The organism is Emticicia aquatica (assembly GCF_923079645.1).
GTDB lineage: Bacteria > Bacteroidota > Bacteroidia > Cytophagales > Spirosomataceae > Emticicia > Emticicia aquatica.
This window is the reverse complement of sequence record NZ_CAKLPY010000004.1, coordinates 48,323-72,392: the sequence shown is the minus strand read 5'-3', so window position 1 is coordinate 72,392 and position 24,070 is coordinate 48,323. Positions and strand designations below refer to the sequence as shown.

Genomic DNA, 24,070 nt, shown 5'->3' with positions numbered 1-24,070 from the left:
TTGAAATCATCGAATTTTAACCTTATTTTTTATCAAATTTAGTGTGTATTTTAAAACAGTATCTTCGTTTTTTAAGAAATCTTCTAGGTTTGGATTTACTTCAAAATCGGGTTGTAAAATGGGCTGACCATATTTTTGAGCATCAACATTGTAGAGAATTCTACCCAAAGGTAATGAAATTTCTAATTCAGTATTCGGAAGCTTAATGGACGAAAATTGTGCGGCCGAACAACCATCATAAGCTCCGCCACAAGTCATGCCGATGAAAGTTCCAACGCCCAAATTATGTAGTTTAGAGACAAGTAATGCTGCTGCCGAAAATGTTCCACCATTCATCAAAACATACACATTTTTATTGTATCGAAACTCGTCGTGTGGACGTTGTTTTTGTTGATATTTGCTCTCTAAATAGCCATCTTTGTCACGAATTGTAAATTCTCGATTAATTCTGGAAGTGGCTTCTTTCGCTAAATAGGAGTCGTATTTTTTATAATCTTGTTTAAGCCTTTGTAAGCCTTCATCACGAAAACCTAATTTGTAAGCATCAAATGGCTGGTTGACGAAATACCGCAAAAAGAAAATAGAATAATCAATAATTCCTCCCGAATTTCCTCTTAAATCAAGAATCAAGTTTTCAATTTTATTTTCTTCCAATTTTCTGAAAATCTTACGAGTTTCGCCTTCAAAATTCCCTTTACCAAATTTTTTCATATCGTACATAAACGAGCGAATATCAACCATTGCTACTTTTTGACTCGAATCAATTACACGATAAGATACAATTCCCGTGGTATCTTCATCAACATCAGGATAACGGATTTCAAGCATTTTCTCCATAAAATCAGCACTTTGCCCTTCAATTTTACTTGTTTTTGGTTTGTTCTGTCCTTGTTTTTGATAAGTTATCAAGAAACTTTCTGATTCACCTTTCCACAAATAATACAATTTTCTAAATTCACGAATAGCATAATATTTTCTTGCATTTGGATTAATACCGTCACCGTTATAATAAGAAATGTTTTCTAAATGTTCTAAAACTTTCTTTACAGGTTGTCCATCAATTGCTAAAATTTCGGTGCCACGTGTGATTTTTCGGTCGGCTGAATAATTGCGTGAAACCAATAACTGATTATTGATATACCGCACACTAAATGGGAAAAACTTAGGTCGTTCGGTAAAAGAACTACTTTTTGAAAGCAAACGACGGTCAGGATTCATGTGTGTATGTCCACATCCAACAGCCTGCACAAAAGGTAAATACATAAAATATGCTTCTCGCAGCGAATACCTTCCCGAAACTTTTTGAAGCAGGGAATCGTGCAAATGCGTAAGTTTCTCTTTAGAAATATATTTGTAAGGGTCGGGGTGGTATCTTTCTATTTCATTTTTAAGACTGACGAGGTCTTCTTTCACTTGCTCAGAAGAGTAAGATTGTGAAAATCCTGATAATTGATTGACTATCAGTAAAATTATGCAGATATATTGTGTTCTTTTTTTCATTGTGACTCAATCAATCTATTAGCATCCATCATTTTTATAGCTTTTTCCTCCACAAGTTATAAATAAATAAGCTAGATAAAAACAAAATCCCTGATTAGGGAGTAGAGGTTACGCTTTTTTTTATTAATTTTGCATCTTAATAAACTTCAGTTCTTTGAACGCCTATGCTTAACAGACGCCTCATACGGATACGTGCGATGCAAGCCCTTTTTGCTTATAAGCAAGCAGAGGGTGCAAATTTCCAATTAGCTTTAGACCTTATCGCAGATAATTTTTCTCCAGATTTGAATTCTATGGAATTTCAAGATAAAGAAAAATTAGAAGGATATAAAAAATTAGGTCAAACCCTTTTTCAAGAAGCATTTTCTCGACAAAATGCTGAAACTTTTGATTCTCCTCCCGAAGTTTTACGAATGGTTGAAAAAGCAAAAGAATATTATCTACTCAAAAACAAAAAGGATGTTCAGCATTATGCCACACGCATGGTAATTGAGGCCGAAAGAGTTTATGAATTATATCTTCAAATTTTATTGCTTTTTATTGAACTTGCCGACCGTGCAAATCAAGATGGTAGCAATGAGGATAAATCAAAATTTGCAGAAAATCAAATCATTAAAGCCCTTCGACTTGAAAAAACTTTTGAAACACAATGTATCCGCAGAAGTGTAAGTTTAAATAATGAACAAGTATTCGTTGCTAAACTTTACCGTGAAGTAATTCGTTCCAATGAAAGATACAAAGAATACATCTCAAAAAGTAATCATACACTCGAAGAAGATTTTGCGATTTTGAAATATTTACTCAAAAACGTAATATTGAAGCAGGAAATTGCATGGGAGTATTTTGAGAAACAAGACCTTTATTGGATTGACGATATCGAAACCCTAAGAGCAGCCGTAACGCATACTTTTCAGGCATTGGTTGAAGACGGAAAATTAAAAATAAGTCTTTTAGATGATGAATGGGACGAAAGAAAAGAATTTTTGCAAACTTTGTATCAAAAAAGTATCCTTGAATCGAAAGATTTGGAAGATATTTTGATTCCGAAACTGAAAAATTGGGAAATTGATAGAATTTCAGGAACAGACTATATTTTGTTGAAAATGGCTTTGGTTGAAATGCTTAATTATCCGAGTATTCCAGTAAAAGTTACCATCAATGAAATCATCGAAATTGCCAAAGATTATAGCACGCCAAAAAGCGGACAGTTTGTTAATGGTATTTTGGATGGCGTTTCTAAGGATTTGAAAGAATCTGGACAACTCCGAAAAAGTGGTCGAGGAATGCTAGATAATAAATAATTACACATAATTTAGGGGTGAGAAATTTATTCACTCAATTAATAATTTATTCATTTAGATGTTATGAGCAATTCAACAAGAACTTTTATTTCATTTTTGGCTGGTGTAGCAACAGGAGCTGCCATTGGTATTTTGTATGCACCCGATAAAGGTGAAGTTACTCGTGATAAACTCTCATTTCGTTTGTCGAAATACCGTGAGCAACTTCAAAAATTCATCAATGACCTTATCGAAAGAGGTGATGAAGTAGCAATGGAAGTAGTTGGTGGCGATAGCTCGGCAAAAGCTGAGGGACAAAAAGTTGTGAGCGAAGCTCGCCAAAAAGCAGAAAAATTATTGGAAGACGTAGAGTCTTTGATGAGCCAAATCAAGTCAAAAAACTAATTAGGATTTTAAGATTAACAAGATTTTAATTTAAAACAATTAATCAAAATGTCATCGGCTTAAGTCGATGGGTAATTTTCTAATTCTTATGAAAAAAGTATTTTTAACCCTTGCATCAACAATTATTTTGGCAGGACTCAACTTTTCTTGTAACCTGATTGATTCAAAAAATCAAACGAGCATGAGCAAAGAAGATTCATTGATTGCGGTTGCAAATGCTCCAATTCTTGAATTTGATGAAGAAGTATTTGATTTTGGTGTTCTTACCGAAGGAGATACTGTTCAGCATGATTTTAAATTCAAAAACGTTGGTAAAAGTGCTTTGCAAATCACAGATGTTCAAGTACAATGTGGTTGTACAGTTGCTTCAAAACCAGAATATCCAGTAGGTGTGGGTCAATCAGCTAAAATTTCAGTTCGTTTCAATAGTACAGGAAAAGTAGGTACAAATAAGAAATTTGTTACGATTTACTCTAACGCAAATCCAACTCAAACAGTGCTTGCTTTTACGGCAGTTGTGCATGGAAAAGATATGCCTGATACAGCAAAAGCAGCTTTAAGTAAAATACCCAAACTATAAGTAATCTCTTTTAATAATAAACCAAAACTCTAATAATAATGATTCTTTTACAAGCTCAAGGCGGAAATGGTATGTTTTCGATTATAATGATGGTCGGAATGATTGCGGTATTTTATTTTTTCATGATTCGTCCGCAACAAAAAAAGACTGCTGAACAAAAGAAAATGGTAGATGAATTAAAAGAAGGTGACGAAATCGTTACTTTCGGAGGAATGCACGGTAAAGTTGTCGCTAAAGATGAATCAACTGTGACACTTTCAGCAGGTGGCGGAGCAAGATTGACTTTTGACAAAACTGCAGTTGCAAGAAAAAAATAATTAATAGTCGATGGTCGAATGACCGTTGTCGATAGTTTTCAAACTTAACCACTAATATTTGTTGGTATCGACCATCGACCATTGCCCATCGACTTCAAAAGATGAATTTAAAAACATTAATATTGTGCTTTTTGACAGCCTTTGTATTTTGGCTGTTAAATTCTTTGAATAAATCAGGATATACGACTAAAATCAATTATCCATTAGTAATCAAATACGATGATTCGCTCTACATTTCTACTAAACCTTTGCCAAAAAAAATTAGTGTTAGTTTATCTAGTACAGGTTGGGATTTATTGAAACAGCGTTTATCATCAAATGTTAATCCAGTAGTTTATGAAGTTCATAATCCACTGATTATTAGTAGATTAGATAATTCTTTATTAGTAGAATCTTTAGTTTCAGTACTTAAAAAGTCTAAACTTAATTATATAATTTCGGATACTACTACATTACATTTTGAAAAAAGATACCGAAAAAAAGTAACTTTAAAAGTAGATAGTTTAGCCATAGATTTACAAAAAAATTTTGTGGTTGCAAGTTTAATAAACATTGCTCCATCGGAAATAATTTTAGAAGGCCCTGAATCAGTACTTAAAAATTACGACGATACAATTTTCATTAAAGTACCAGCCAAACGTTTGGGAACAAATTTTGATGATAAAATATCTATACCTTTGCCACAAAATGGTTTGGTTAAATCAACGACTGAAAAAGTTCTAGTAAGTTTTGAAGTAGCAGAATTGCTTAAATAAAGTTAGGTTGAAGTTTTAATACCTAGCTCATATAAATAGCCTTTGTCTCCTAATGCCTAACATTAATTAGTCAATAAAATATGGCATCAGAAACCTCTCGTCGCTCGCAGGCAACACCTTTGAAAGATGCAATTGACGCATTTTTGAAGACATTTGACCTAAAAACAAGGTTTAATGAAACCTATCTTATTGCGTTTTGGGAACGAATGATGGGAAAATCAATTGCTTCTCGTACCCGTGAAATCTACGTAAAAAATAGAGTACTTTATCTCCGAATTGACTCTTCTCCTCTTCGACAAGAACTTTTTATGGCAAAAACCAAATTGCTCGACCTTATCAATAAAGATGTAGGTGAGTCAGTAGTTGATGATGTGGTGTTTTTGTAATAAACTTTTTTGTGGTGAAATCTTGTTACATAAACACTAACGAAGACTTCGGTACAATATGCAAAAAAAAAATACCCTTGTAGAGAAAGAACGTAATCGTCAGGATTTGGGCTTTGGCACAAAAATGACCGACCGTCGCACACGTCTCATCACTAAAAATGGTCAATTCAATGTAAAGCGAGTAGGGCAATCGTTTGATGCTTGGCTTAATACATATAATCGACTTATTACAATTTCATGGATAAAATTCTTCTTTTTAGTACTTTTTGTCTATCTTCTCTTAAATCTTAGCTTTGCCTATTTGTATTATTTGATTGGTGTAGAGCATTTGGCGGGTGTTGATATGACAAATACCCATTCTCAGTTTTGGGATGCTTTCTTTTTCTCAGCACAATCACTCACTACTGTTGGTTATGGACGTATCGCACCGATAGGCTTTGCCGCTAGTTTTGTTGCTGGACTTGAATCTTTGGCGGGTTTGATGATGTTTGCAATCATTACAGGTTTACTTTATGGGCGATTTTCTAGACCCAATCCTCGTATTTTATTTAGTAAAAATGCACTCATAGCTCCATATTTAGATACAAATGCATTGATGTTTAGAATGGTTAACGAAAAAAGTAACCAAATCATCAATATGGAAGTAAGTTTGGTTTTTTCAAAGGTTGAAGAAAAAAACGGAGTTAGAAACAGACAATATTACGGACTAACGCTCGAACGCTCGAAGGTAAATTTCTTCCCTACAAATTGGACAATTGTTCATGCAATTACGGAAGATAGCCCTTTTTATGGTGAAACGCCCGAAACTTTAGCTGCTGCAGATGCCGAATTTATGATAGCAACGCAAGGAATTGATGATACTTTTGCGGATGCTGTACATAAACGTCATTCATATTTTCATGACGAACTTGTGTGGGGCGGGAAGTTTAAACCGATGCTAGAAAATGATGGCGAGGAAAGTTATATATTGGATTTAAGAAAAATTCATGATTATGATTTAGTCGCCTTGAATTGAAAAAAATATTTTTTAAGTTAATATTAACCAAAAAGAATCAAATTTGAACTCTTTAATTATTCCTCCCGCTCTTAAAAAAGGCGATAAAGTCGCTATTGTTGCTTTAGCCAGTAAACTTCATTTGAACGATATTCAACCAGCAATCAATATCATGCAAGAGCAGTGGGGTTTGGAGGTGATTATTGGTGAATCGGTCAATTCAGCCTATTTTAATTTCGCTGGAACTGATGAACTCCGACTAGCAGATTTTCAGAAACAGCTTGATAATCAATCTATTAAAGCAATATTTTCGGCGAGAGGCGGTTATGGAAGTTCAAGGATAATTGATAGTGTTGATTTTACTGAATTCAAGAAAAACCCTAAATGGCTCATCGGCTTTTCCGATATTACGGCTGTTCATTGCCATGTACAAGCAATGGGATTTCAGAGTCTGCATGCTCCGATGCCTAAAACTTTCATGCGTGATTATTACTCGGTTCAAACACTTGAAAATTTCCTTTTTGGTAAAACTTTAGCATATAAAATTCCTTCAAAAACAATCAACAAATTAGGTAGGGGAGAAGGGCAAGTTGTAGGTGGGAATTTATGTTTATTAGCTCATCTGATAGGTTCAATTTCAGATTTAGACACCGATGGAAAAATACTTTTTATTGAAGATGTTTCTGAATATCTATATAATATTGACCGCATGATGATTCAACTGAAACGTGCGGGAAAATTAAAAAACTTGGCGGGTTTAATTGTAGGAGATTTTTCGGATGTTAAAGAAAACGACGAGCCTTTTGGAAAAACCTTCTACGAAATCATAGCTGAGCATACCGCCGAATACAATTATCCGATTTGTTATGATTTTCCAGTTGGGCATGAAGCCATCAATTGGGCAATTCCTTGTGGACGTTTTGCTTCACTAAATATTGATAATGAAGAAGTTAAGTTGGATTTTGGTGTAATAGCATAATTGCTATTATTGATTTTAGCTCTGAAAACCCATTTCTAAATTTATGAGAAGTGGGTTTTTATTTTGCCCTTAATTCTTCGTAATATTTGTTTTTTCTTGGTTCTTAAACTGATTTTTAAATCTAGAATTGAAAACTATTGTCATTTCAACAAATAAAATCATAAATTTTTTATATTTGCATAATAGTATGCTTGCATACTTTATTTTCAAACTAAAATATTCAACCATCTAATGGAAATTAACTATAAAGTAGAGAACAGCGTAGCGATTATCAGTTGGAATATGACAACTTCGCCAATGAACGTAATGAATGACATTTCGATTCCCGAATTTGCAGGGCATCTTGAAACGGCTTACGCTGACCCAGAAGTGAAAGGAATTATCATAACTTCCGAAAAGAATGAGTTTATTGCGGGTGCGGATGTAAAAATGATTTTACGAAATAATGACAAAGACCGAAGCGAAATGCACAAATTTTCTTTGGATTTTAATCATATTTTCCGCCGACTTGAAACTTGTGGTAAGCCAGTTGTAGCCGCCATGAATGGTACAGCCTTAGGTGGTGGTTATGAAGTTTGTTTGTCGTGTCATTATCGCATTGCATTGGATAATCCGAAAGCACAAATCGGCTTGCCAGAAGTACAATTAGGTTTGTTGCCAGGTGGCGGTGGTACGCAACGTTTACCACGTTTGATTGGTATGGAAGCAGCTTTAATGTTGATGATTGAAGGTAAAAGAATTACTCCCAAAGAAGCTTTAGGTTACGGAATGGTTAATGATATGGCTGCTTCTCGTGAAGAAATGATGGAAAAAGCCATGAAATGGGTATTAGCCAATCCAAGAGCGATTCAGCCGTGGGATGAATTTGATAAAAAAACAGGAGCAATCAAAGCACGTGAAAATTATAAAGTACCAGGAGGAAATGTGCAGTCTCCAACAGGAATGAGAACTTTTGCGGGAGGAACAGCCATGATAATGGATAAAACCAAAGGGAATTATCCTGCTCCAATTGCTATTTTGTCGTGTGTTTATGAAGGTTTACAAGTAAATATTGACCGAGCAATTCCGATTGAAGCTCGTTATTTTGTGAAAGTGGCAACATCAAAAGAAGCTAAAAATTTAATTAGTGTAATGTTTTTAGGGAAAAATGATGCTGATAAAGGAGCCAGTCGCCCAAAAAATATTCCAGCAACTGATGTTAAAAAACTTGGAATTTTAGGAGCAGGATTTATGGGTGCGGGTATTGCTTATGTATCTGCAATGGCTGGAATTGAAGTTGTTTTGAAAGATGTTACTTTGGATGCAGCTGAAAAAGGTAAAGATTATTCGAGAAGTTTGGTGCAGAAAGGCATTGAAAGAAATAAAACAACAACTGAGAAAGGTGAAAAATTATTAAGTTTGATTCATCCGACGGCCGATGTTGCGGATTTAAAAGGCTGTGATTTAATTATTGAAGCTGTTTTTGAAAACAGAGAATTAAAAGCGAATGTTACGAAAGAATCAGAACCAATGTTGGTTGAGAATTTAGGCGTTTTTGGCTCAAATACATCGACTTTGCCAATTACAGGCTTGGCAAAAGCTTCTTCAAAACCCGAAAATTTTATAGGTATTCATTTCTTTTCACCAGTTGATAAAATGATGTTAGTTGAATTGATTAGAGGGAAAGAAACATCAGATTATGCTGTGGCTGTGGCTGTTGATTACGTCAAAAAAATTAGAAAAACGCCAATTGTAGTCAATGATTCTCGTGGATTTTATACTTCTCGTTGTTTTGGAACTTACACAACCGAAGGAATTGCTTTATTGAAAGATGGCGTAAATCCGATTTTGATTGAAAATGCAGGAAAAAATGCAGGAATGCCAGTAGGTGCTTTGGCGGTTTCTGATGAAGTTGCTTTAGATTTGGCTCTGAAAATATCGAAACAAGCTATTGCTGATGGAGCGTTGACCGAAGATGATACGACTTACCAAGCAACAAAATTAATGGTAGAAGATTTGGGTAGGCTGGGAAAAAAGAACAAAAAAGGTTTTTATGAATATCCTGATGGAGCAAAGAAACATTTGTGGGAAGGTTTGTCACAATATTTCCCTGTTTCGGAAGTTCAACCAGAAGTTGAAGAAGTAAAAAAACGTTTACTTTACAGGCAAGTCGTAGAAACGATTCGTTGTATGGATGAAGGAGTTTTAATCTCAAAGTTGGATGCAAATATCGGTTCAATTTTGGCTTGGGGATTTCCTCCGTATGCGGGTGGAACGCTCAATTTTCCAGAATTTGTCGGAAAGGAGACTTTCTTGAAAGAAGTTGACCGTTTAGCTGATACTTATGGTGAAAGATTCAGATTAACTGATAAGCAAAAAGAGTTAGTAAAATCACTATAAAATTGAGATTTTTAAAGTAATTTGAAAAAAGACGGAATTTTACCGTCTTTTTTTGTGAATTTCATTTCAGCTACCTAAAAACCTTTTTTTATTAAATTGCATGTTTTTACGTGAATAATCATTAGTTTATGTAATTTTACCCTACTAAAATTCGTTTTCAAACGAACAAAATTAGCCTAAAACTAAAAAAATAAATAAATGGATGCGTTTTGGCACGTTTTTATCAATGTTAATTAATGCAATCCTATTAGCTGTGTGAAATACCTTCTAGCCCTCATACTTACCTTTTTTTTATTTGAGAATAGCCATTCTCAGATAATGTATCGTACGCGTTATCGAACAGCAATTATGGCTGAAACATTTGCCATAAGTCCTTTGGGTTCGATAAATGTGGAGTATTTACCTATTCGATGGCAGCATGCTTTTTTAGCTTTACGTGGAGGTTTTGGTTTTATGCCTGGCGGTAGTAATACTGGGCCTGGAAATATTGCTAACGGAGGAGGGGTTTCTGTACCGACATCTGTTACTTACAATTATTTGATTAATAATCTTCGTAAAGGAATCAACAAACGAGTTACTGTTCGATGCAAATCTGCACCTTCAAAAATTGCTTCAGAATGGTTTACTGAAATAGGTGCAGGTCATACTTTAGCGGCTTATCGAAGTGCTGATACTAGGAGTTTTGTTTTCGGAATTTTGGGTTTAAGACAGCAAGTTATTTTTGATATTCCACCACATCCAAGGGTAGTTTTTTTGAGACTGAATGTAACTCCTTCCTATTCAGTTGGAAAATATGAACTTCGTGGAGGTGTTAGTTTAGGCGTTTCATTATAAAATATATGAAATCTTAAACCAAATTAAAATCCGATTTAAGATTTCTAAACTATTGAATACCAGCATTTTCCATGAAATTTTTTACCAAATTTTGATAACCAGCAATATTTCGTTGCATTTCTGCTGAAGACCAATTTAATTCTTCGGACATTAATTCAGCCACAACTTTGATTGAACCCGATGTAGCTTTCCAATCCATTAACTCAAGGCGAGTACGTCTAGCAAAAAAATCTCGTAAGCTACAAACCATTTCGTGCCTAATAGTATATATAACTTCGGCTTTTATAAATGGATAATCTGGGTGAATTCTGTTTTTTAGGTCTTTATTTTCAATTATTTTGAGGATATTTTCAACTTCAGAACCGTATTTTTTTAATAAGTGTTGGCAAATATCTTCTTCTAAATTATATTTTTCTTGAATTGTTTTCCATTGCTCAAAATGGTAGTTTTCTCCTCCTACCAAATAGTGCAATTCAGTTTTACAATCAACATTTTTGTTAAGTAATTTACAAGCTTCATCAATCGTATCTTTTGCCATTAATCGGTATGTTGTCCATTTTCCTCCGAGTAAACTTAAAAGATTTGAGGTTTCATCAAATTCAACTTCATGGTCACGGACAAGTTTTTTTGTGGCTTTTGAGCCAGAAGATGCAATTAGTGGACGCAAGCCTCCGAAGCCAGATTTAATTTGAGACTTATCGGGAACTTTGGCAATATAAGGGCGAAGTGTATCAATTAAAAAATCAATTTCTTGACTAATTAAAATTGGTTCTTTTTCTAAATCTCTGTATTCGTCATCCGTAGTACCGACCATCACTTCTCCTTCAAATGGAATCACAAAAACTACACGACCATCTTTTGTTTTTGGGATTAACATGGCATCTTGGCTTTTCAAAACCTCAGGAGGAAGCATAATATGTACGCCTTTACTTGGCCTAAGTCGTTTTTCAAGCGACGAATTTGCTAAAAGTCGTATACTATCGCCAAACGGACCTGTGCAGTTAATAAAAAGTTTAGCTTTGACATTGGTAGTTTTTCCTGATAAATTATCTTGCACGATAGCGGCAGTCAACTTACCAGTTTTATCTTTTTCAAAACCTGTAACCGAAATATGATTTACGACTGCAGCACCTGCTTTATTTGCAGAATGAGCCAATGCCAGACAATAACGAGCATCGTCTAATTGTCCATCATAATACATAACCGAACTATGTAACTTTGGAGTGAGGGTTGGAATGTGCTCAAATGTTTCCTTTTTGTTAAGCCATTGAGCCTTTGGCATAGAATCATTTTTGGCAAAAAAACCATAAATTGTTAGTCCAATTGTAAAATAAAACCCTTCAAACCAACTAAAAACAGGTGTGATTAAAGCCAATGGATGAGCCAAATGTGGTGCGTTTCTGATTACAGTATGGCGTTCTTCTAAACCATGCTTTACTTGGCGAAGTTGAGCGAAATCTAAGTTTTTGAATGCTTGCTCCAAATATCGGACCCCCCCATGAATCAATTTAGTTGATTTTGAAGAAGTTTCTGCGGCAAAATCTTCTTTTTCGATTAAAGCAACTTTGAAACCTCTCAATGTAGCATCTAAAGCACATCCAGCTCCGCTAGCACCACCACCGATGATGCAAATATCAAATTCTTCTTTATTTAATTTTTCGAGGTTTGTAATTCTGTTCATGGATTAATTTTGTTGTAATCTTCAAGATGCAATTTAACCTTTTTTTACAAAAAACTACTTGCCAATCGCTCTAATGATATAACTATAAGTATATTTTTTGGCCATCAAACGGTATTCGTCATGAGGGAGATAACCCCAACTGTTATCACCACCAACGCCTCTTTGCTTGAGGTCTATATGTAATGAAACCAATGGTTTTTTGATAATGTCAATCGGGTGTCGGTTTTTCTTGATTGTACCTTCGTCAAATTGCTCATTTAGGTAAGGCATTGCACTAAAACACAATGGTTGCATACCTTGTACTTGTAATCCTATACCGTTTATATTGGTGAGTGTTAGCCAACGAGTGTCGGTTTTATAGCCATTTTCTTGTGGACGAACATAATTTTGTGTAAACTGATTTTCGGTTTTATCGCTGTAAATGCCAATTAACGAAGCTGAATTACGATCGTTATAGTTTTCAAAAGGCCCACGTCCATAATAATTTAGATTATCAAATTCTTTGGCCAATTCCAATCTCATTCCAAAACGTGGCATTTCTGGCAATTCATTGTGCTGAATATCAATATTTGCCTCAATTTTTATTGCTCCATCGTTCAAAATTGTATAATCTAATGTATAGTCTGACATTACATCGGGCAATCTGTAAACTACTTTTATTGAAATTCCGTCATTTTTCTTTTCACCAACAACGATGTTTTTTACTTTTCGATTGCTGTGGGCTGCTCGCCAAATGCCTGCAGTACGAGCAAAGTCGTGTCCATAATCGTTATCAGTGGTGGCACGCCAAAAATATGGTTCAGGAAATTGATTAATGATAGATTGACCTTTGAAGGTATATTCAGTCAATTGTCCAGAATTGGTGTTGAAAATGCCATTAATATTTCCTGCTGAAAATTTTATCGAATTGTCATTACGTTCGATTTTAAGGTTATTTTGAGAAGGAAGATTTTGTGTGAAATATTTGCTCTCCTTTACCCCAAATTGTTCACTAGCAAGTTCATGTCCAGCTGGAATTGCTATGGATGCTTGACGTTGATAAGCGAAAATATTGAGTAAATATTCTTCACCATTATTGACAGTGAATTTTGGTAAATCGAGTGAAACACTCTTCTGTTGACGAGGCTCTAAATCAATATTTATAGTATTTTCAGCTATAACTGAGCCATTTTTTGTTAAAACCCAACGGAAATCATATTCACTAAGATTGGTGAAATCGAATAGATTGGTAATATTAATTTTGCCATTTTGCCAATCTTCATTTTTGAAAATAACATTTTGATAAACTTTTTTTACCTCAAAAAGCCCTGGATGTGGTGTACGATTTGCTGCTACTAATCCATTGCAAACAAAATTTTCATCATTTCTAAGGTCTTGACTCCCCAAATCTCCACCATAAGCATAAAACATTCGACCATATTTGTCAGTCGTTTTTATGCCTTGGTCAACCCAATCCCAAATACAACCACCTTGCATCACAGGACTGTCGTAAATGATATCCCAATATTCCTGAAAATTACCGCTACTATTACCCATTGCATGCGAATATTCACACATAATAAATGGACGAGCTTTACCTCTTTTACCACTTTTACTACTCAAAGTACCATCTTCGCTTATTTTCCAGTCATAAGCATACTCTTTCATGTGACTTATTGTAGGGTACATTGGTGTTACGATATCAGTATTATCGGCCTCATCTGCTTGTTCAGATTGTACAGGTCGGTTTTCGTCACGTTGTTTTATCCAAGAATAATTTTTAAAAAAAACAGGACCGTTTCCGCATTCATTTCCAAGAGACCATACAACTACGCAAGCATGATTTTTATCTCGTTCGACTACTCTTTTTGTACGGTCAATGTGTGCGGCTTCCCATTCAGGTAAATAGGCGACGTGTTTTGTTTTATCTACCCAACCTTGTAATTCGGCACCCATTCCGTGGCTTTCAATATTGGCTTCGTCAATGACATACATTCCGTATTCGTCGCAAAGTTTCAACCACATTGGGTCATTCGGATAATGAGAACTACGGCAAGTATTGATATTAAATTGCTTCATTAATCTCAAATCTTCTTTCATTAATTCTAGATTAGGCACATGGCCTTCAATTGGGTCATGCTCATGGCGATTGACGCCTTTTACATAGCTGCGAACGCCATTGATGAGGAAACTGCCATTTTTTATTTCTATTTTTCGGAAACCAATTTTTCCACCTGTTGCTTCCAATAATTGGTTTTTTGCGTCGTACAAAGCAACAGTCATTGTATGCAGATATGGGTTTTCGCCACTCCAACGGTTAATATTTGGTAATAAACCTTCAAAATTTACTTGGTATAACCCATTTTTTAATGTTGGTACTTTCTTTTGTGTGAAAATCTTCTGATGATTTTTGTCAAAAATACATACTTCTACATTGAGATTTGGGGCAGGGTTATTTGTAGTTTTTATATCAACCACTAACCCAAACTTACCATCTTTGTAGTTGTTTTCTAAATCAGCTTTTGAGAAAAAATCTTGAATGGCGGTTGTATTACGAGCGAACAAAAAAACATCTCGCTCAATACCACTTAAACGCCAAAAATCTTGGTCTTCCAAATAACTTCCATCGTGCCAACGCAAAACCTGAACAGCCAACGTATTATTTCCTTTTTTTAAGAATTTGGTAATATTGAACTCAGCAGCGGTTTTAGAAACTTTTGAAAAACCAACCGCTTGGCCATTAATCCATATATACGCAGCTCCAGAAATTGAACCAAAATGAATGAACACATCTTTGCCATCCCAATTTTCAGGTACTGTAAATTTTGTACGATAACTTCCTACAGGATTATAAGCGTGGTCGATAAATGGTGGGTTTTTTGGAAAAGGATAAACAAGATTTGTATAAATTGGAATCCCAAAACCCTTGAGTTCCCAATTTGAAGGAACTTGTAAATCTGACCAATTGAAGTCATTAAAGCCATCTTTATAAAAATCAGTAGGCCGTTCTTCTGGGCGGTTTACATAATAAAATTTCCAATTTCCGTTGAGTAATTTGTAGTAAGGTGAAGAGGAATAGTTATCTGCAAAGACATCTTCTGTATTGGCATAACTCATAAAGGTAGCGTGTGGTGCTTCCTTGTTGATATCAACAATTGTTGGGTCTTCCCACTCTTTGAAAGTAAAATTGATTTGTGCGTAAACACTCAATGCCACAAGCTGTGATGCAATTATGAAGATTAAGCTTTTTTTCATAGGAGAATAGATTTATTTGATGAAGTTTAAAAGAAAACTCCAGTAAAAGTCAGTTTGTAGAGAGTTGGTTTAAGCGAGATCCATAACATGCTTAATTTCTTCTACTCCGTTAGTAATGTTTATTTTGTAAGACAGTAATACTCTATTAAACTTATTCTTATAAGCAATTGTCATTTTATCAATAAAATCGTCAACAGCATTTTTTCTTACCAAGTTGATGGTACAACCGCCAAAACCACCACCCATCATTCTTGCCCCGATTACAGCACCGTTCATGTTGAAAGTTTGTTCAACCAAAAAATCTAATTCAGGACAGCTAACTTCGTATTCTTTGCTTAAACCTTCATGTGTTTCATACATTTTTTGACCGAAAGCTTCTAAATTATCCTTTTCAAGTGCTTCACAAGCAACTGTTACTCGCTCAATTTCCTCGACAATATATTTGCAACGACAATATACTTTTGGAGATAATTTATCTGCTTGACTTCTGAGCATTTGAGCTGAGACATCTCGTAAACTTTCAATTTGTGGAAAAGCGTTTTGCATAATACTCACACCTTCTTCACATTCGGCTCTGCGTTTGTTATATTCGGTATCGCCGAGGTTGTGTTTTACACCTGTATTACACAGCACTAATGTATAGTTTGGTGCATGAAAAGGGAAATATTGAAAGCTTAAATCCTTACAATCAAGTTTGATAACTGAGTCTTTTTTTCCATGAATTGAAGCAAACATATCCATTATACCACAATTTACTCCTGCAAAATTATGTTCAGCTTTTTGAGCAATTAGGGCTAAATCTAGTTTTGAAAGTCCCAAATTAAAAAGATGATTTAGAGCAAAACCCATTCCACTTTCAACTGCTGCCGACGATGACAATCCAGCTCCTAGTGGTACATCTCCACCAAAAACTAGGTTGAACCCTGTTGGAATTACACAACCTTTTTTTAAGATTTCAGCCAAAACTCCAATCAAAAAATTCGCCCATCCTTTATCCGATTTATTAACATTATTTAATGAAAATTGAATAGAATCTTGCAAATCATACGCGTATAAATGACATTCTTGGTCATTACGTAATGAAACAGCAAAGTAAATAGCTTTGTCAATAGCAGCCGGTAATACGAAGCCATAATTATAATCTGTATGTTCCCCAATTAGATTAATTCGCCCTGGAGCTCTAACAATATAAGTTGGGGTATGTTCAAAAATATGTTCAAATTTTTGAATTATCAGCTCATTAAACATTATTATCGTAATTTGTGGTTAAAAGTAAAAAAGAAAGCCCCAAGAAACTTAGGGGCTTCTACTAATGTTTTGTTAACTTAATCACTTTTGATTCTTTCTACTGTACCAAAAATAGTGTTTTTTTTAGTTAATATTATCTTTATTTTAGAGGAAAAACTTTGGAGTGCAACGTGCAATCGTTTGTTATGTACTTTTTTGGCCAACTTAAATAATTGCAAAGCTTTGCACATTTTTAATCTTTTTATTTTAAAGAATATGCCTTGACAGTTTCTTGGTTTATTCCGAAAAGCAAAGTGTTTTTCAAAATCACTATTGACTTAACATCTCCTTGAATGTGAAATCCAGATTTGCGTTGTGGAATACTCGAAAATACACCATTTCCATTCCCTTTTAACAATAGACCATAATTAGCATCATATTTTCCAAATTTCAAGCGAGTTTTGTTCAAATTACCACAAAGAACCAAATCTTTTTTGCCATCTTGGTCATAATCAAGCGATGCAATAGCATAAATAGGGGCGAATTGTGCTTCAATTGGTAAAGTTTTTTCTTGAAACTGTCCCTTGTCATTTTGTATAAAACAAGCTGTTTTAAAATAATTAGCTTCTAATTTTTTGGCATCTTTCAACTCATTTTCGCCAAAAATATCAGTTAAAGTGGCATTAGAATAACTTTCATAATTTGTGAATTTTGGTCTTTTTGAGCCAATTTGCTCTAATAATTCATCACGGGTTAGATATGGATAGCTTTTCCCTTGCACATAAAAACACAATATTGGATCGATACTACCATTTTCATCGAAATCTTTGTAAAAAAGTTCAGCTGGTTCATTTGCTGATGCTTTAGCTTGGCTGTTAAGACCTAAATTTCCTACTAATAAATCAGGTGAACCATCGCCGTTGAGGTCTTCTACTAATAATTTATTCCACCAACCGCTGTAATTTTTATCAAAATAGGTTTTAGTTTGGTCGGTAAATTTTCCGTTACTATTTTCATAAACAGTTATTGGCATCCATTCCCCAACAACAACCAATTCTTGTTTTTTGTCTTTATTCAAATCAACAAAAGCAGCATCGGTTATCATGCCGATATTTTGTAAATCGGTTTGTGTATTATCTTTGAAATTTCCTTTTCCGTCATTAATTAAAATATAACTTCGTGGAATTGAAGGATATTTTCCAGGAATTACTCTTCCTCCAACAAAAAGGTCAGGTTTTGAATCGTTATTAATATCTCCAACTCGAACGCAGCCCGTACTTGTAAGCATGATTGGTAAAGCTGATGCACTTAGTTGAAAATCACCTTTGCCATTATTCAAAAATAATTGGTCTTGAAGATTTGCATCGTCTTCAGTAAAATTTGAGTAGCCACCATGAGCAACATATAAATCTTGAAATCCATCACCATTTGCATCGAAGAAAACGGCATCGCTCACATCTGCATTGGGGTTTGATGAAAATTGTTTCTTAGTAAAATTGCCGTTTTTTTGCTGAACAAATATTTCGCTTGCTTTTCCGTAACTTCCACCTACAAAAACATCCTCTAATTTGTCATTATTTATATCGCCCTTAACCATTATTGGGCTTATGAATGATTGTGAGTTTGGCATTAAACTTTGTCTTTTGAAATCATTTTGAGTAGTTTTTGCTTGTGTTGAAGCAATTGGACTGTTGATTTCTGCAAAAATAGTTGGTAGGTTTGGCGTTATATTTTTATTGAAAACTGCATTTTTTTCTTCCAAAACAAGCGTTTGATTTGGCTGAATATTTTTCAAAACCTGGCTTTTATCAGTATTCCAAAGTACTTTTATTGAGTCAATTTTAGCAGTTTTTCCTAAACCAAAATTTAAAGTGAAACTCACATTTGATTGATAACCACGCGTTGGCATTTGCTCTTGGTATTGTGTGTTGCCTTGGCTATATAAATATACTTTTGCCCCAATACCCATTTTGTTGTCTTTTTCACCAGCCAATTTGACTTTCAAAAACTGATTACCGAGTTTACTATTTGTTTCGTTTTGGTAAATAAAAGCGGGTGAATTAATGTTATTGACCACTAAATCTAAATCTCCGTCATTGTCTAAATCTACGTAAGCGGCTCCGCTGCTATTAGACTGTTCGCCAAGCCCCCAATTAGTTGTTTGATTTTGAAAATTTAGCTTACCATTATTACGGAAAATATAATTTTTCACATTCGATGAAGGCATTTTTTGTACCAATTCAAGTACATCTTGTCGTTGAAAACCGCCTTGTTTATTAGCCATGAAATCATCCATATATTTCAAGAAATCAAGGTTGGTATAATCATGCAAATATCCATTGGTGATGTATAAATCTTTCCAACCATCATTATCATAATCTGCAAAAAGTGCAGCCCAACTCCAATCTGTATTTGAAATACCTGCAATTTGCCCAATTTCGCTAAAATTGCCATTACCGTTGTTTAGTTGAAGCATATTTCGCATATATTGATGATGGAAACCTGACCTCACACTCAAATCAAATTTATCATAATTGTCTGGAGCCATCAATAATTTTTGACGACGATTATCTTCTGGAAGCATATCGAGCGTAAAAATATCAGGCAATAAATCATTATTAATGTCTGCAACATCATTTCCCATAGAGAAATTAGAAGTATGTCCTAATTGTTCATTACTGACTTCTCTAAAAGATGGTTCGCCATTTCGGCTATTTGCATTATTAATATAAAGACGGTCGGGTACCGCGTAATCATTACTTACGTAAATATCAGGCCAATTATCTTGGTTAAAATCGGCTATTCCTGCTCCTAAACCGTAAGATAAAGCCGAACTTTGAATACCCGCTTGTTTAGAGAAATCTTTGAAAAGACCCTTGTCGTTTTTATAAAACCTTGAACCACTAATGGCATCATCGACCTTAGTTAAGGCAGCCGTTCGAGCTTCGTCTAAAACTGGAAGTGATTTTATATTATGGTTTAGTAAGAATAAATCCAAATCCCCATCTTTATCTGCATCAAAAAAATATGCGTTGGTACTTGAAGCAGGACTGTCTAAACCAAATTGAGCAGCTTTCTCTATAAATGTTGGTATGCCATTAGCTCCATTTCCTTGATTAATAAACAATTCGTTTGCTTTTTTTTCAGGCAATAAATTTCCTGAATGACAAACATAAATATCTAATTTTCCATCAGCATTTATATCAACCATTGTCACACCAGTTTTCCAAGGGCCTTCTCTTCCTGCCACACCCGCAAGCTCGGTAATATCCTGAAACTCCATGTTTTTTTTATTAAGATAAAGACGATTGGATTGCATATTACTCGTGAAATAAATATCATCAAAACCATCGCCGTTTAAGTCTCCAACAGCTACACCACCACCATTATAGAAATATTCATACATTAAAACGTTGGTATTTAGACCTTCGTTAATGATATTTTGGAAATCAATGTGTGTTTTTTCGGGAGATAGTAAGGTAAAAATAGCTGGCTGTTTTTCTCTCTCTGCATCGGCGTTTTCGTTTGAAGAAATGGATTTATCGCAGCCAATTAAGAAGAAACTTTGTAAAATAATTAAATAAATAAATGTCGAAATTCTCATTTTTGATAAGGTAGGAGTATGACAGTCGGATTTGATTTTACTAAAACAAGAAAACAAATATACAAAGATGTTTAATAGTTTGGTTTCGCTTTGGTAAGAATTGAAATATTAGGATTGAAACATCATACAGATTTTAGAATAGTAATTAATTTTTCGACAAATCTATATGAATAAAATTAATTAACGCAAACGCAACCATGATAAGAGTTGAGGAATATGAATTAATTGTTATTGAAAACAGACTATTGATGCGTGAAAATTTAAAGTTTTGCATCGCCTAGACTCACATTGTTATAGTAAGCCGATAAAAAAAGCTTAATTTTCTTAAAAAAGGTACGTTAAAACTCAAATATGTGCAAAAAAAACAAATCTGTGCAAAGGTTTGCACCTGTTAGAGTTCTTTGAATTATTAAGATTCAAACGTTTGCACTGTCCAATTTAGTCAATTTTTGACATGAATAGTCCAAGAATTTCTTGTATTGTTTATACTATTATTGCAATTTGCATACATCAAAGCTTATATTGATTATATTGCTAAAAGTATTTTATGCCATGTTTACAGCCTGTTATTTGAGTTTCTCTATACACAAAGTTGTTTTGCAAAGCATATTTTATTGTGATTGCGTGTTCAGTATTGAATGCTAGCATTCAATAAATTATTGTTTTTATTTCCTAACTTTTAATTGTTTAACAATTCTAAAATTAAAACTATGATTATTTCTACTCGGTGTATTCATCTCAATAGGAAAGTGAATTTTCTTTTGTTGATGTTTATTTTTACAATCTTTACTAATGCAATTGCACAAAGCGTCAAAGGCAAAGTGTCTGATGACAAAGGGCAAGGCTTACCTGGCGTAAGTATATTAGTAAAAGGTACAAATGTTGGTGGTATTTCTGATGTTAATGGCGATTACACAATTTCGGCAGGTAAAAATGCCACATTGGTGATTTCATACATCGGTTTTTTGACAAAAGAAGTAGCCGTAAATGGCCGTTCTGTTGTTGATGTGAGCTTAGAAACAGATACCAAGGCTCTTGGCGAGGTAGTTGTAGTTGGTTATGGTACTCAGAAAAAAGTAACTGTAACAGGTGCAGTTGTTGCAGTACAAGGCGAGAAATTAATTAAATCACCAGCGGTTGATATTTCAAACTCATTGGCTGGTCGTCTTCCTGGTTTGGTTGTTATTCAAACAAGCGGCGAGCCAGGTAATGATGGTGCTAAAATTTCAATTCGTGGTACTAACACACTTGGAAACAGTAGCCCATTGGTTGTAATTGATGGTATTCCTGACAGAGATGGTGGTTTAGGTCGTTTAAGCCCACGTGATATTGAGTCAATCTCAGTATTGAAAGATGCCTCAGCGGCGATTTATGGTGCTAGAGCAGCGAACGGTGCAATCTTAGTAACAACAAAAAGAGGAAAATCTGGTAAGCCTACGATTACTTATGATTTCAATCAAGGTTTTTCTCAACCTGCAAGAACACCTCAAATGGCAAATGCATCTGAGTATGCAGCAATTATGAATGAATTGCCGATTTATAAATCAATCCCAGCGGGAGAGTGGTCTTCAGCTTGGCAAGCAATTCAAACAACTGGTGTTTACAAATCTCCAACGGCTGGGATAAGCTCATTAAGTGCTAATTACAGCCCAGAAGCTGTAAAAGGTTATGCTGCTGGAAATGACCCATGGAAATACCCAGATACAGATTGGTTTGGTGATGCATTCAAAACATGGTCGCCACAAACTCGCCAAAACTTACAATTATCAGGTGGTACAGAAGCCGTTAAATATATGGCATCTTTGGGTTATGTTGACCAAGACGCATATTACAAAAATTCTGCAACTAGATACCAACAATACAGTTTCAGAACAAATCTTGATGCGAAAGTAAATAAATACATCAATACCAACTTAGGTATAATGGTAAGAAGAGAGAATCGTCGCTATCCAACTGAGAGTGCTGGATCAATCTTCAGAATGTTAATGCGTGGTCGTCCAACTGAGCCAGAAGTTTGGCCGAACGGAAAACCAGGTCCAGATATTGAAAATGGTCAAAACCCATACGTTATCACAACAAATGCAACCGGTTACCAAGATTCTCCAACAGATTATATTCAAGCAAATGGTGGTGTAAATATCACGAATCCTTGGATTGAAGGTTTGAAATTGAGCTTATCGGCTGCAGTTGATAAAACTAATGGCGTAACCAAAACATGGCAAACACCTTGGTCTCTTTATTATTGGGATAAACAATCTTACGAAGCTGATGGCGTAACACCAAAGTTAGAAGGAGCTGTTCGTTCGAACTTCAGTGACCCAAGATTGACACAAAGTTATCGTTCAGTATTGAATACTAACTTGAGTGCAGCATTGACTTATGACAAGAAAATTGGTGCAAATAACAATATCTCAGCTTTAGTGGGTGTAACAAAAGAAACTTTTGCTGGTGATAACTTCAGTGCATTCAGAAGAAACTATATCTCTCCTGCAATTGACCAAATTTTTGCGGGTGGTTCACTTCAACAAAATACTGATGGTAGTGCATATAACAGAGCTCGTTTGGGTTATTATGGTCGTTTACAATACAACTATAAAGAAAAATATCTAGTAGAAGGTATCTATCGTTATGATGGTTCTTATATCTTCCCTGAAGCAAGTAGATTTGGTTTCTTCCCAGGTTTATTAATCGGTTGGAACCTTTCAAATGAAAGTTTCTTCAAAGTACCAGGTATTGATTACTTAAAACTACGTGCATCTTACGGGCAAATGGGTAATGACCAAGTATATTACAACAACCAATTGCAAGAATATGCTTATTTGTCAACTTATGGTTTTGGACAATATCCAATCAATAACCAAGTTGTAACTACTTTGAAAGAAACAGTTTTGGCTAACCCTAACTTTACTTGGGAAAGAGCAAATAATTACAACATCGGTTTAGATGGAACTTTCTTGAACAGTAAAATTGATTTGACTTTGGAATATTTCTACAATAGAAGAGACCAAATCTTGATTCAAAAAACTGGTTCAACTCCTTCTTCATCAGGTATTAACTCTTTATTGCCTCCAGTAAATGCAGGAAAAGTAGATAACCGTGGATTTGAATTCAACGTTGGATTTAATAGCAAACCATCAAATGCTTTGACTTTCAGAGCTGGATTAAACGGAGGTTATGCTAAAAATAGAGTAGTATTTATGGATGAAATTCCAGGTGCTCCAAGTTACCAATTACAAGAAGGTAAGCCAATCAATAGTTATTTAGTTTATCAATCTGATGGTGTATTTAAAGATGCTGCTGCGATTGATGCTAATAAAATTGATTACTCGGCGGTTACTTCAAAACTTATCCCTGGTGATATGAAGTTTGTGGATTACAATGGTGATGGAAAAATCACTGGTGATGACCGTGTTAGATTAGACCAAAACGATACACCTACGTTTAACTTCGGTGCAACTTTAGATGTAAAATACAAAGGCTTTGACTTGAATATTTTATTTCAAGGTGCTTCGGGTGCAGCTATTCGTATTCAAACAGAATCTGGTGATATTGGTAACTTCTTGAAATACTCTTATGACCACAGATGGTCAATTGACAATCCAAGTAGCACTGACCCACGTTTGGCAAGTAGAGGTGATACCTATTACACAGGTGGAAACTATGGTAATAACACTTACTATTTGTTTAGCAAAAACTATATTCGTTTGAAAAACTTAGAATTAGGTTATACTGTTCCTAGTACTTTTACAGATAAAGTTAAATTAGGAAGCGTAAGACTCTATGTAAATGGTTTGAACCTATTTACTATTGATAAAAATAAGGTGTTTGACCCAGAGGCTACTGCTCAAAGTGGAGTTTATTATCCTCAATCTCGTGTAATCAATACAGGTTTAAGTCTTTCATTCTAAATCGAAA

The 24,070-nt window shown here is 34.7% G+C and carries 16 protein-coding genes; 11 read left to right on the top strand and 5 right to left on the bottom strand.

Translation table 11 applies throughout. The features are described 5' to 3' along the window. Positions 1-6: 6 nt before the first annotated feature. On the bottom strand, positions 7-1,500 hold the full coding sequence (locus MJQ71_RS18310; protein WP_238808345.1) for a S41 family peptidase: 1,494 nt from the start codon (positions 1,498-1,500) through the stop codon (positions 7-9). Positions 1,501-1,664: 164 nt separating this feature from the next. Between MJQ71_RS18310 and nusB the strand changes: the two genes are divergently transcribed. From nusB to MJQ71_RS18260, 10 genes are all read left to right on the top strand, one after another. Beyond that, positions 1,665-2,801: a transcription antitermination factor NusB gene (gene nusB / locus MJQ71_RS18305; RefSeq protein ID WP_238808342.1), complete on the top strand. Its 1,137-nt coding sequence runs from the start codon at positions 1,665-1,667 to the stop codon at positions 2,799-2,801. A 63-nt stretch (positions 2,802-2,864) separates the two neighbouring features. Then, positions 2,865-3,185, top strand: a complete 321-nt coding sequence (locus MJQ71_RS18300; protein WP_238808341.1) for a YtxH domain-containing protein — start codon at positions 2,865-2,867, stop codon at positions 3,183-3,185. 88 nt (positions 3,186-3,273) lie between these two features. Further along, positions 3,274-3,765 carry a DUF1573 domain-containing protein gene (locus tag MJQ71_RS18295; RefSeq protein ID WP_238808339.1) on the top strand — a complete coding sequence of 164 codons (492 nt, stop codon included), beginning with the start codon at positions 3,274-3,276 and terminating at the stop codon, positions 3,763-3,765. 38 nt (positions 3,766-3,803) lie between these two features. Next, on the top strand, positions 3,804-4,082 hold the full coding sequence (gene yajC / locus MJQ71_RS18290) for a preprotein translocase subunit YajC (RefSeq protein ID WP_238808338.1): 279 nt from the start codon (positions 3,804-3,806) through the stop codon (positions 4,080-4,082). Positions 4,083-4,183: 101 nt separating this feature from the next. Further along, positions 4,184-4,837: a YbbR-like domain-containing protein gene (locus tag MJQ71_RS18285; protein ID WP_238808334.1), complete on the top strand. Its 654-nt coding sequence runs from the start codon at positions 4,184-4,186 to the stop codon at positions 4,835-4,837. 80 nt (positions 4,838-4,917) lie between these two features. Next, on the top strand, positions 4,918-5,223 hold the full coding sequence (locus tag MJQ71_RS18280) for a DciA family protein (RefSeq protein WP_238808332.1): 306 nt from the start codon (positions 4,918-4,920) through the stop codon (positions 5,221-5,223). Positions 5,224-5,281: 58 nt separating this feature from the next. Beyond that, the gene (locus tag MJQ71_RS18275; RefSeq protein WP_238808330.1) at positions 5,282-6,238 is read left to right on the top strand and encodes an ion channel; all 957 of its coding nucleotides are present in this window, start codon (positions 5,282-5,284) and stop codon (positions 6,236-6,238) included. A gap of 43 nt (positions 6,239-6,281) precedes the next feature. After that, on the top strand, positions 6,282-7,196 hold the full coding sequence (locus MJQ71_RS18270; protein WP_238808328.1) for a S66 peptidase family protein: 915 nt from the start codon (positions 6,282-6,284) through the stop codon (positions 7,194-7,196). Positions 7,197-7,427: 231 nt separating this feature from the next. Further along, complete coding sequence (locus MJQ71_RS18265; protein WP_238808327.1) at positions 7,428-9,575, top strand: 3-hydroxyacyl-CoA dehydrogenase NAD-binding domain-containing protein; 2,148 nt, start codon at positions 7,428-7,430, stop codon at positions 9,573-9,575. Between the two features lie 318 nt (positions 9,576-9,893). Then, a complete protein-coding gene (locus tag MJQ71_RS18260; protein ID WP_238808326.1) occupies positions 9,894-10,409 on the top strand; it encodes a hypothetical protein in 516 nt (171 codons plus the stop codon). 49 nt (positions 10,410-10,458) lie between these two features. Here the strand turns inward: MJQ71_RS18260 and MJQ71_RS18255 are convergent, their stop codons facing one another. The 4 genes from MJQ71_RS18255 to MJQ71_RS18240 all read right to left on the bottom strand — a co-directional run bounded on the left by MJQ71_RS18255 (position 10,459) and on the right by MJQ71_RS18240 (position 20,155). After that, positions 10,459-12,090 carry a glycerol-3-phosphate dehydrogenase/oxidase gene (locus MJQ71_RS18255; protein ID WP_238808324.1) on the bottom strand — a complete coding sequence of 544 codons (1,632 nt, stop codon included), beginning with the start codon at positions 12,088-12,090 and terminating at the stop codon, positions 10,459-10,461. 54 nt (positions 12,091-12,144) lie between these two features. Continuing rightward, positions 12,145-15,324: a beta-galactosidase, LacZ type gene (lacZ, locus tag MJQ71_RS18250; RefSeq protein ID WP_238808322.1), complete on the bottom strand. Its 3,180-nt coding sequence runs from the start codon at positions 15,322-15,324 to the stop codon at positions 12,145-12,147. Between the two features lie 69 nt (positions 15,325-15,393). Next, positions 15,394-16,572 carry a galactokinase gene (galK, locus tag MJQ71_RS18245; RefSeq protein ID WP_238808320.1) on the bottom strand — a complete coding sequence of 393 codons (1,179 nt, stop codon included), beginning with the start codon at positions 16,570-16,572 and terminating at the stop codon, positions 15,394-15,396. Between the two features lie 241 nt (positions 16,573-16,813). Further along, entirely contained in the window at positions 16,814-20,155 is a 3,342-nt protein-coding gene (locus MJQ71_RS18240; RefSeq protein ID WP_238808318.1) for a VCBS repeat-containing protein, read from the bottom strand. Between the two features lie 710 nt (positions 20,156-20,865). Between MJQ71_RS18240 and MJQ71_RS18235 the strand changes: the two genes are divergently transcribed. Next, positions 20,866-24,063 carry a SusC/RagA family TonB-linked outer membrane protein gene (locus tag MJQ71_RS18235; protein WP_238808317.1) on the top strand — a complete coding sequence of 1,066 codons (3,198 nt, stop codon included), beginning with the start codon at positions 20,866-20,868 and terminating at the stop codon, positions 24,061-24,063. The last annotated feature ends 7 nt before the right edge of the window (positions 24,064-24,070 follow it).

Bases quoted from the DNA above. Each gene is read 5' to 3' on its own strand.
- MJQ71_RS18240 (WP_238808318.1), bottom strand. From the start codon at position 20,155: ATGAGAATTTCGACATTTATTTATTTAATTATTTTACAAAGTTTCTTC.
- MJQ71_RS18280 (WP_238808332.1), top strand. From the start codon at position 4,918: ATGGCATCAGAAACCTCTCGTCGCTCGCAGGCAACACCTTTGAAAGAT.
- MJQ71_RS18255 (WP_238808324.1), bottom strand. From the start codon at position 12,090: ATGAACAGAATTACAAACCTCGAAAAATTAAATAAAGAAGAATTTGAT.
- MJQ71_RS18300 (WP_238808341.1), top strand. From the start codon at position 2,865: ATGAGCAATTCAACAAGAACTTTTATTTCATTTTTGGCTGGTGTAGCA.
- MJQ71_RS18285 (WP_238808334.1), top strand. From the start codon at position 4,184: ATGAATTTAAAAACATTAATATTGTGCTTTTTGACAGCCTTTGTATTT.
- MJQ71_RS18265 (WP_238808327.1), top strand. From the start codon at position 7,428: ATGGAAATTAACTATAAAGTAGAGAACAGCGTAGCGATTATCAGTTGG.
- MJQ71_RS18295 (WP_238808339.1), top strand. From the start codon at position 3,274: ATGAAAAAAGTATTTTTAACCCTTGCATCAACAATTATTTTGGCAGGA.
- nusB (WP_238808342.1), top strand. From the start codon at position 1,665: ATGCTTAACAGACGCCTCATACGGATACGTGCGATGCAAGCCCTTTTT.
- lacZ (WP_238808322.1), bottom strand. From the start codon at position 15,324: ATGAAAAAAAGCTTAATCTTCATAATTGCATCACAGCTTGTGGCATTG.
- MJQ71_RS18260 (WP_238808326.1), top strand. From the start codon at position 9,894: ATGTATCGTACGCGTTATCGAACAGCAATTATGGCTGAAACATTTGCC.
- galK (WP_238808320.1), bottom strand. From the start codon at position 16,572: ATGTTTAATGAGCTGATAATTCAAAAATTTGAACATATTTTTGAACAT.
- MJQ71_RS18310 (WP_238808345.1), bottom strand. From the start codon at position 1,500: ATGAAAAAAAGAACACAATATATCTGCATAATTTTACTGATAGTCAAT.
- yajC (WP_238808338.1), top strand. From the start codon at position 3,804: ATGATTCTTTTACAAGCTCAAGGCGGAAATGGTATGTTTTCGATTATA.
- MJQ71_RS18275 (WP_238808330.1), top strand. From the start codon at position 5,282: ATGCAAAAAAAAAATACCCTTGTAGAGAAAGAACGTAATCGTCAGGAT.
- MJQ71_RS18235 (WP_238808317.1), top strand. From the start codon at position 20,866: ATGATTATTTCTACTCGGTGTATTCATCTCAATAGGAAAGTGAATTTT.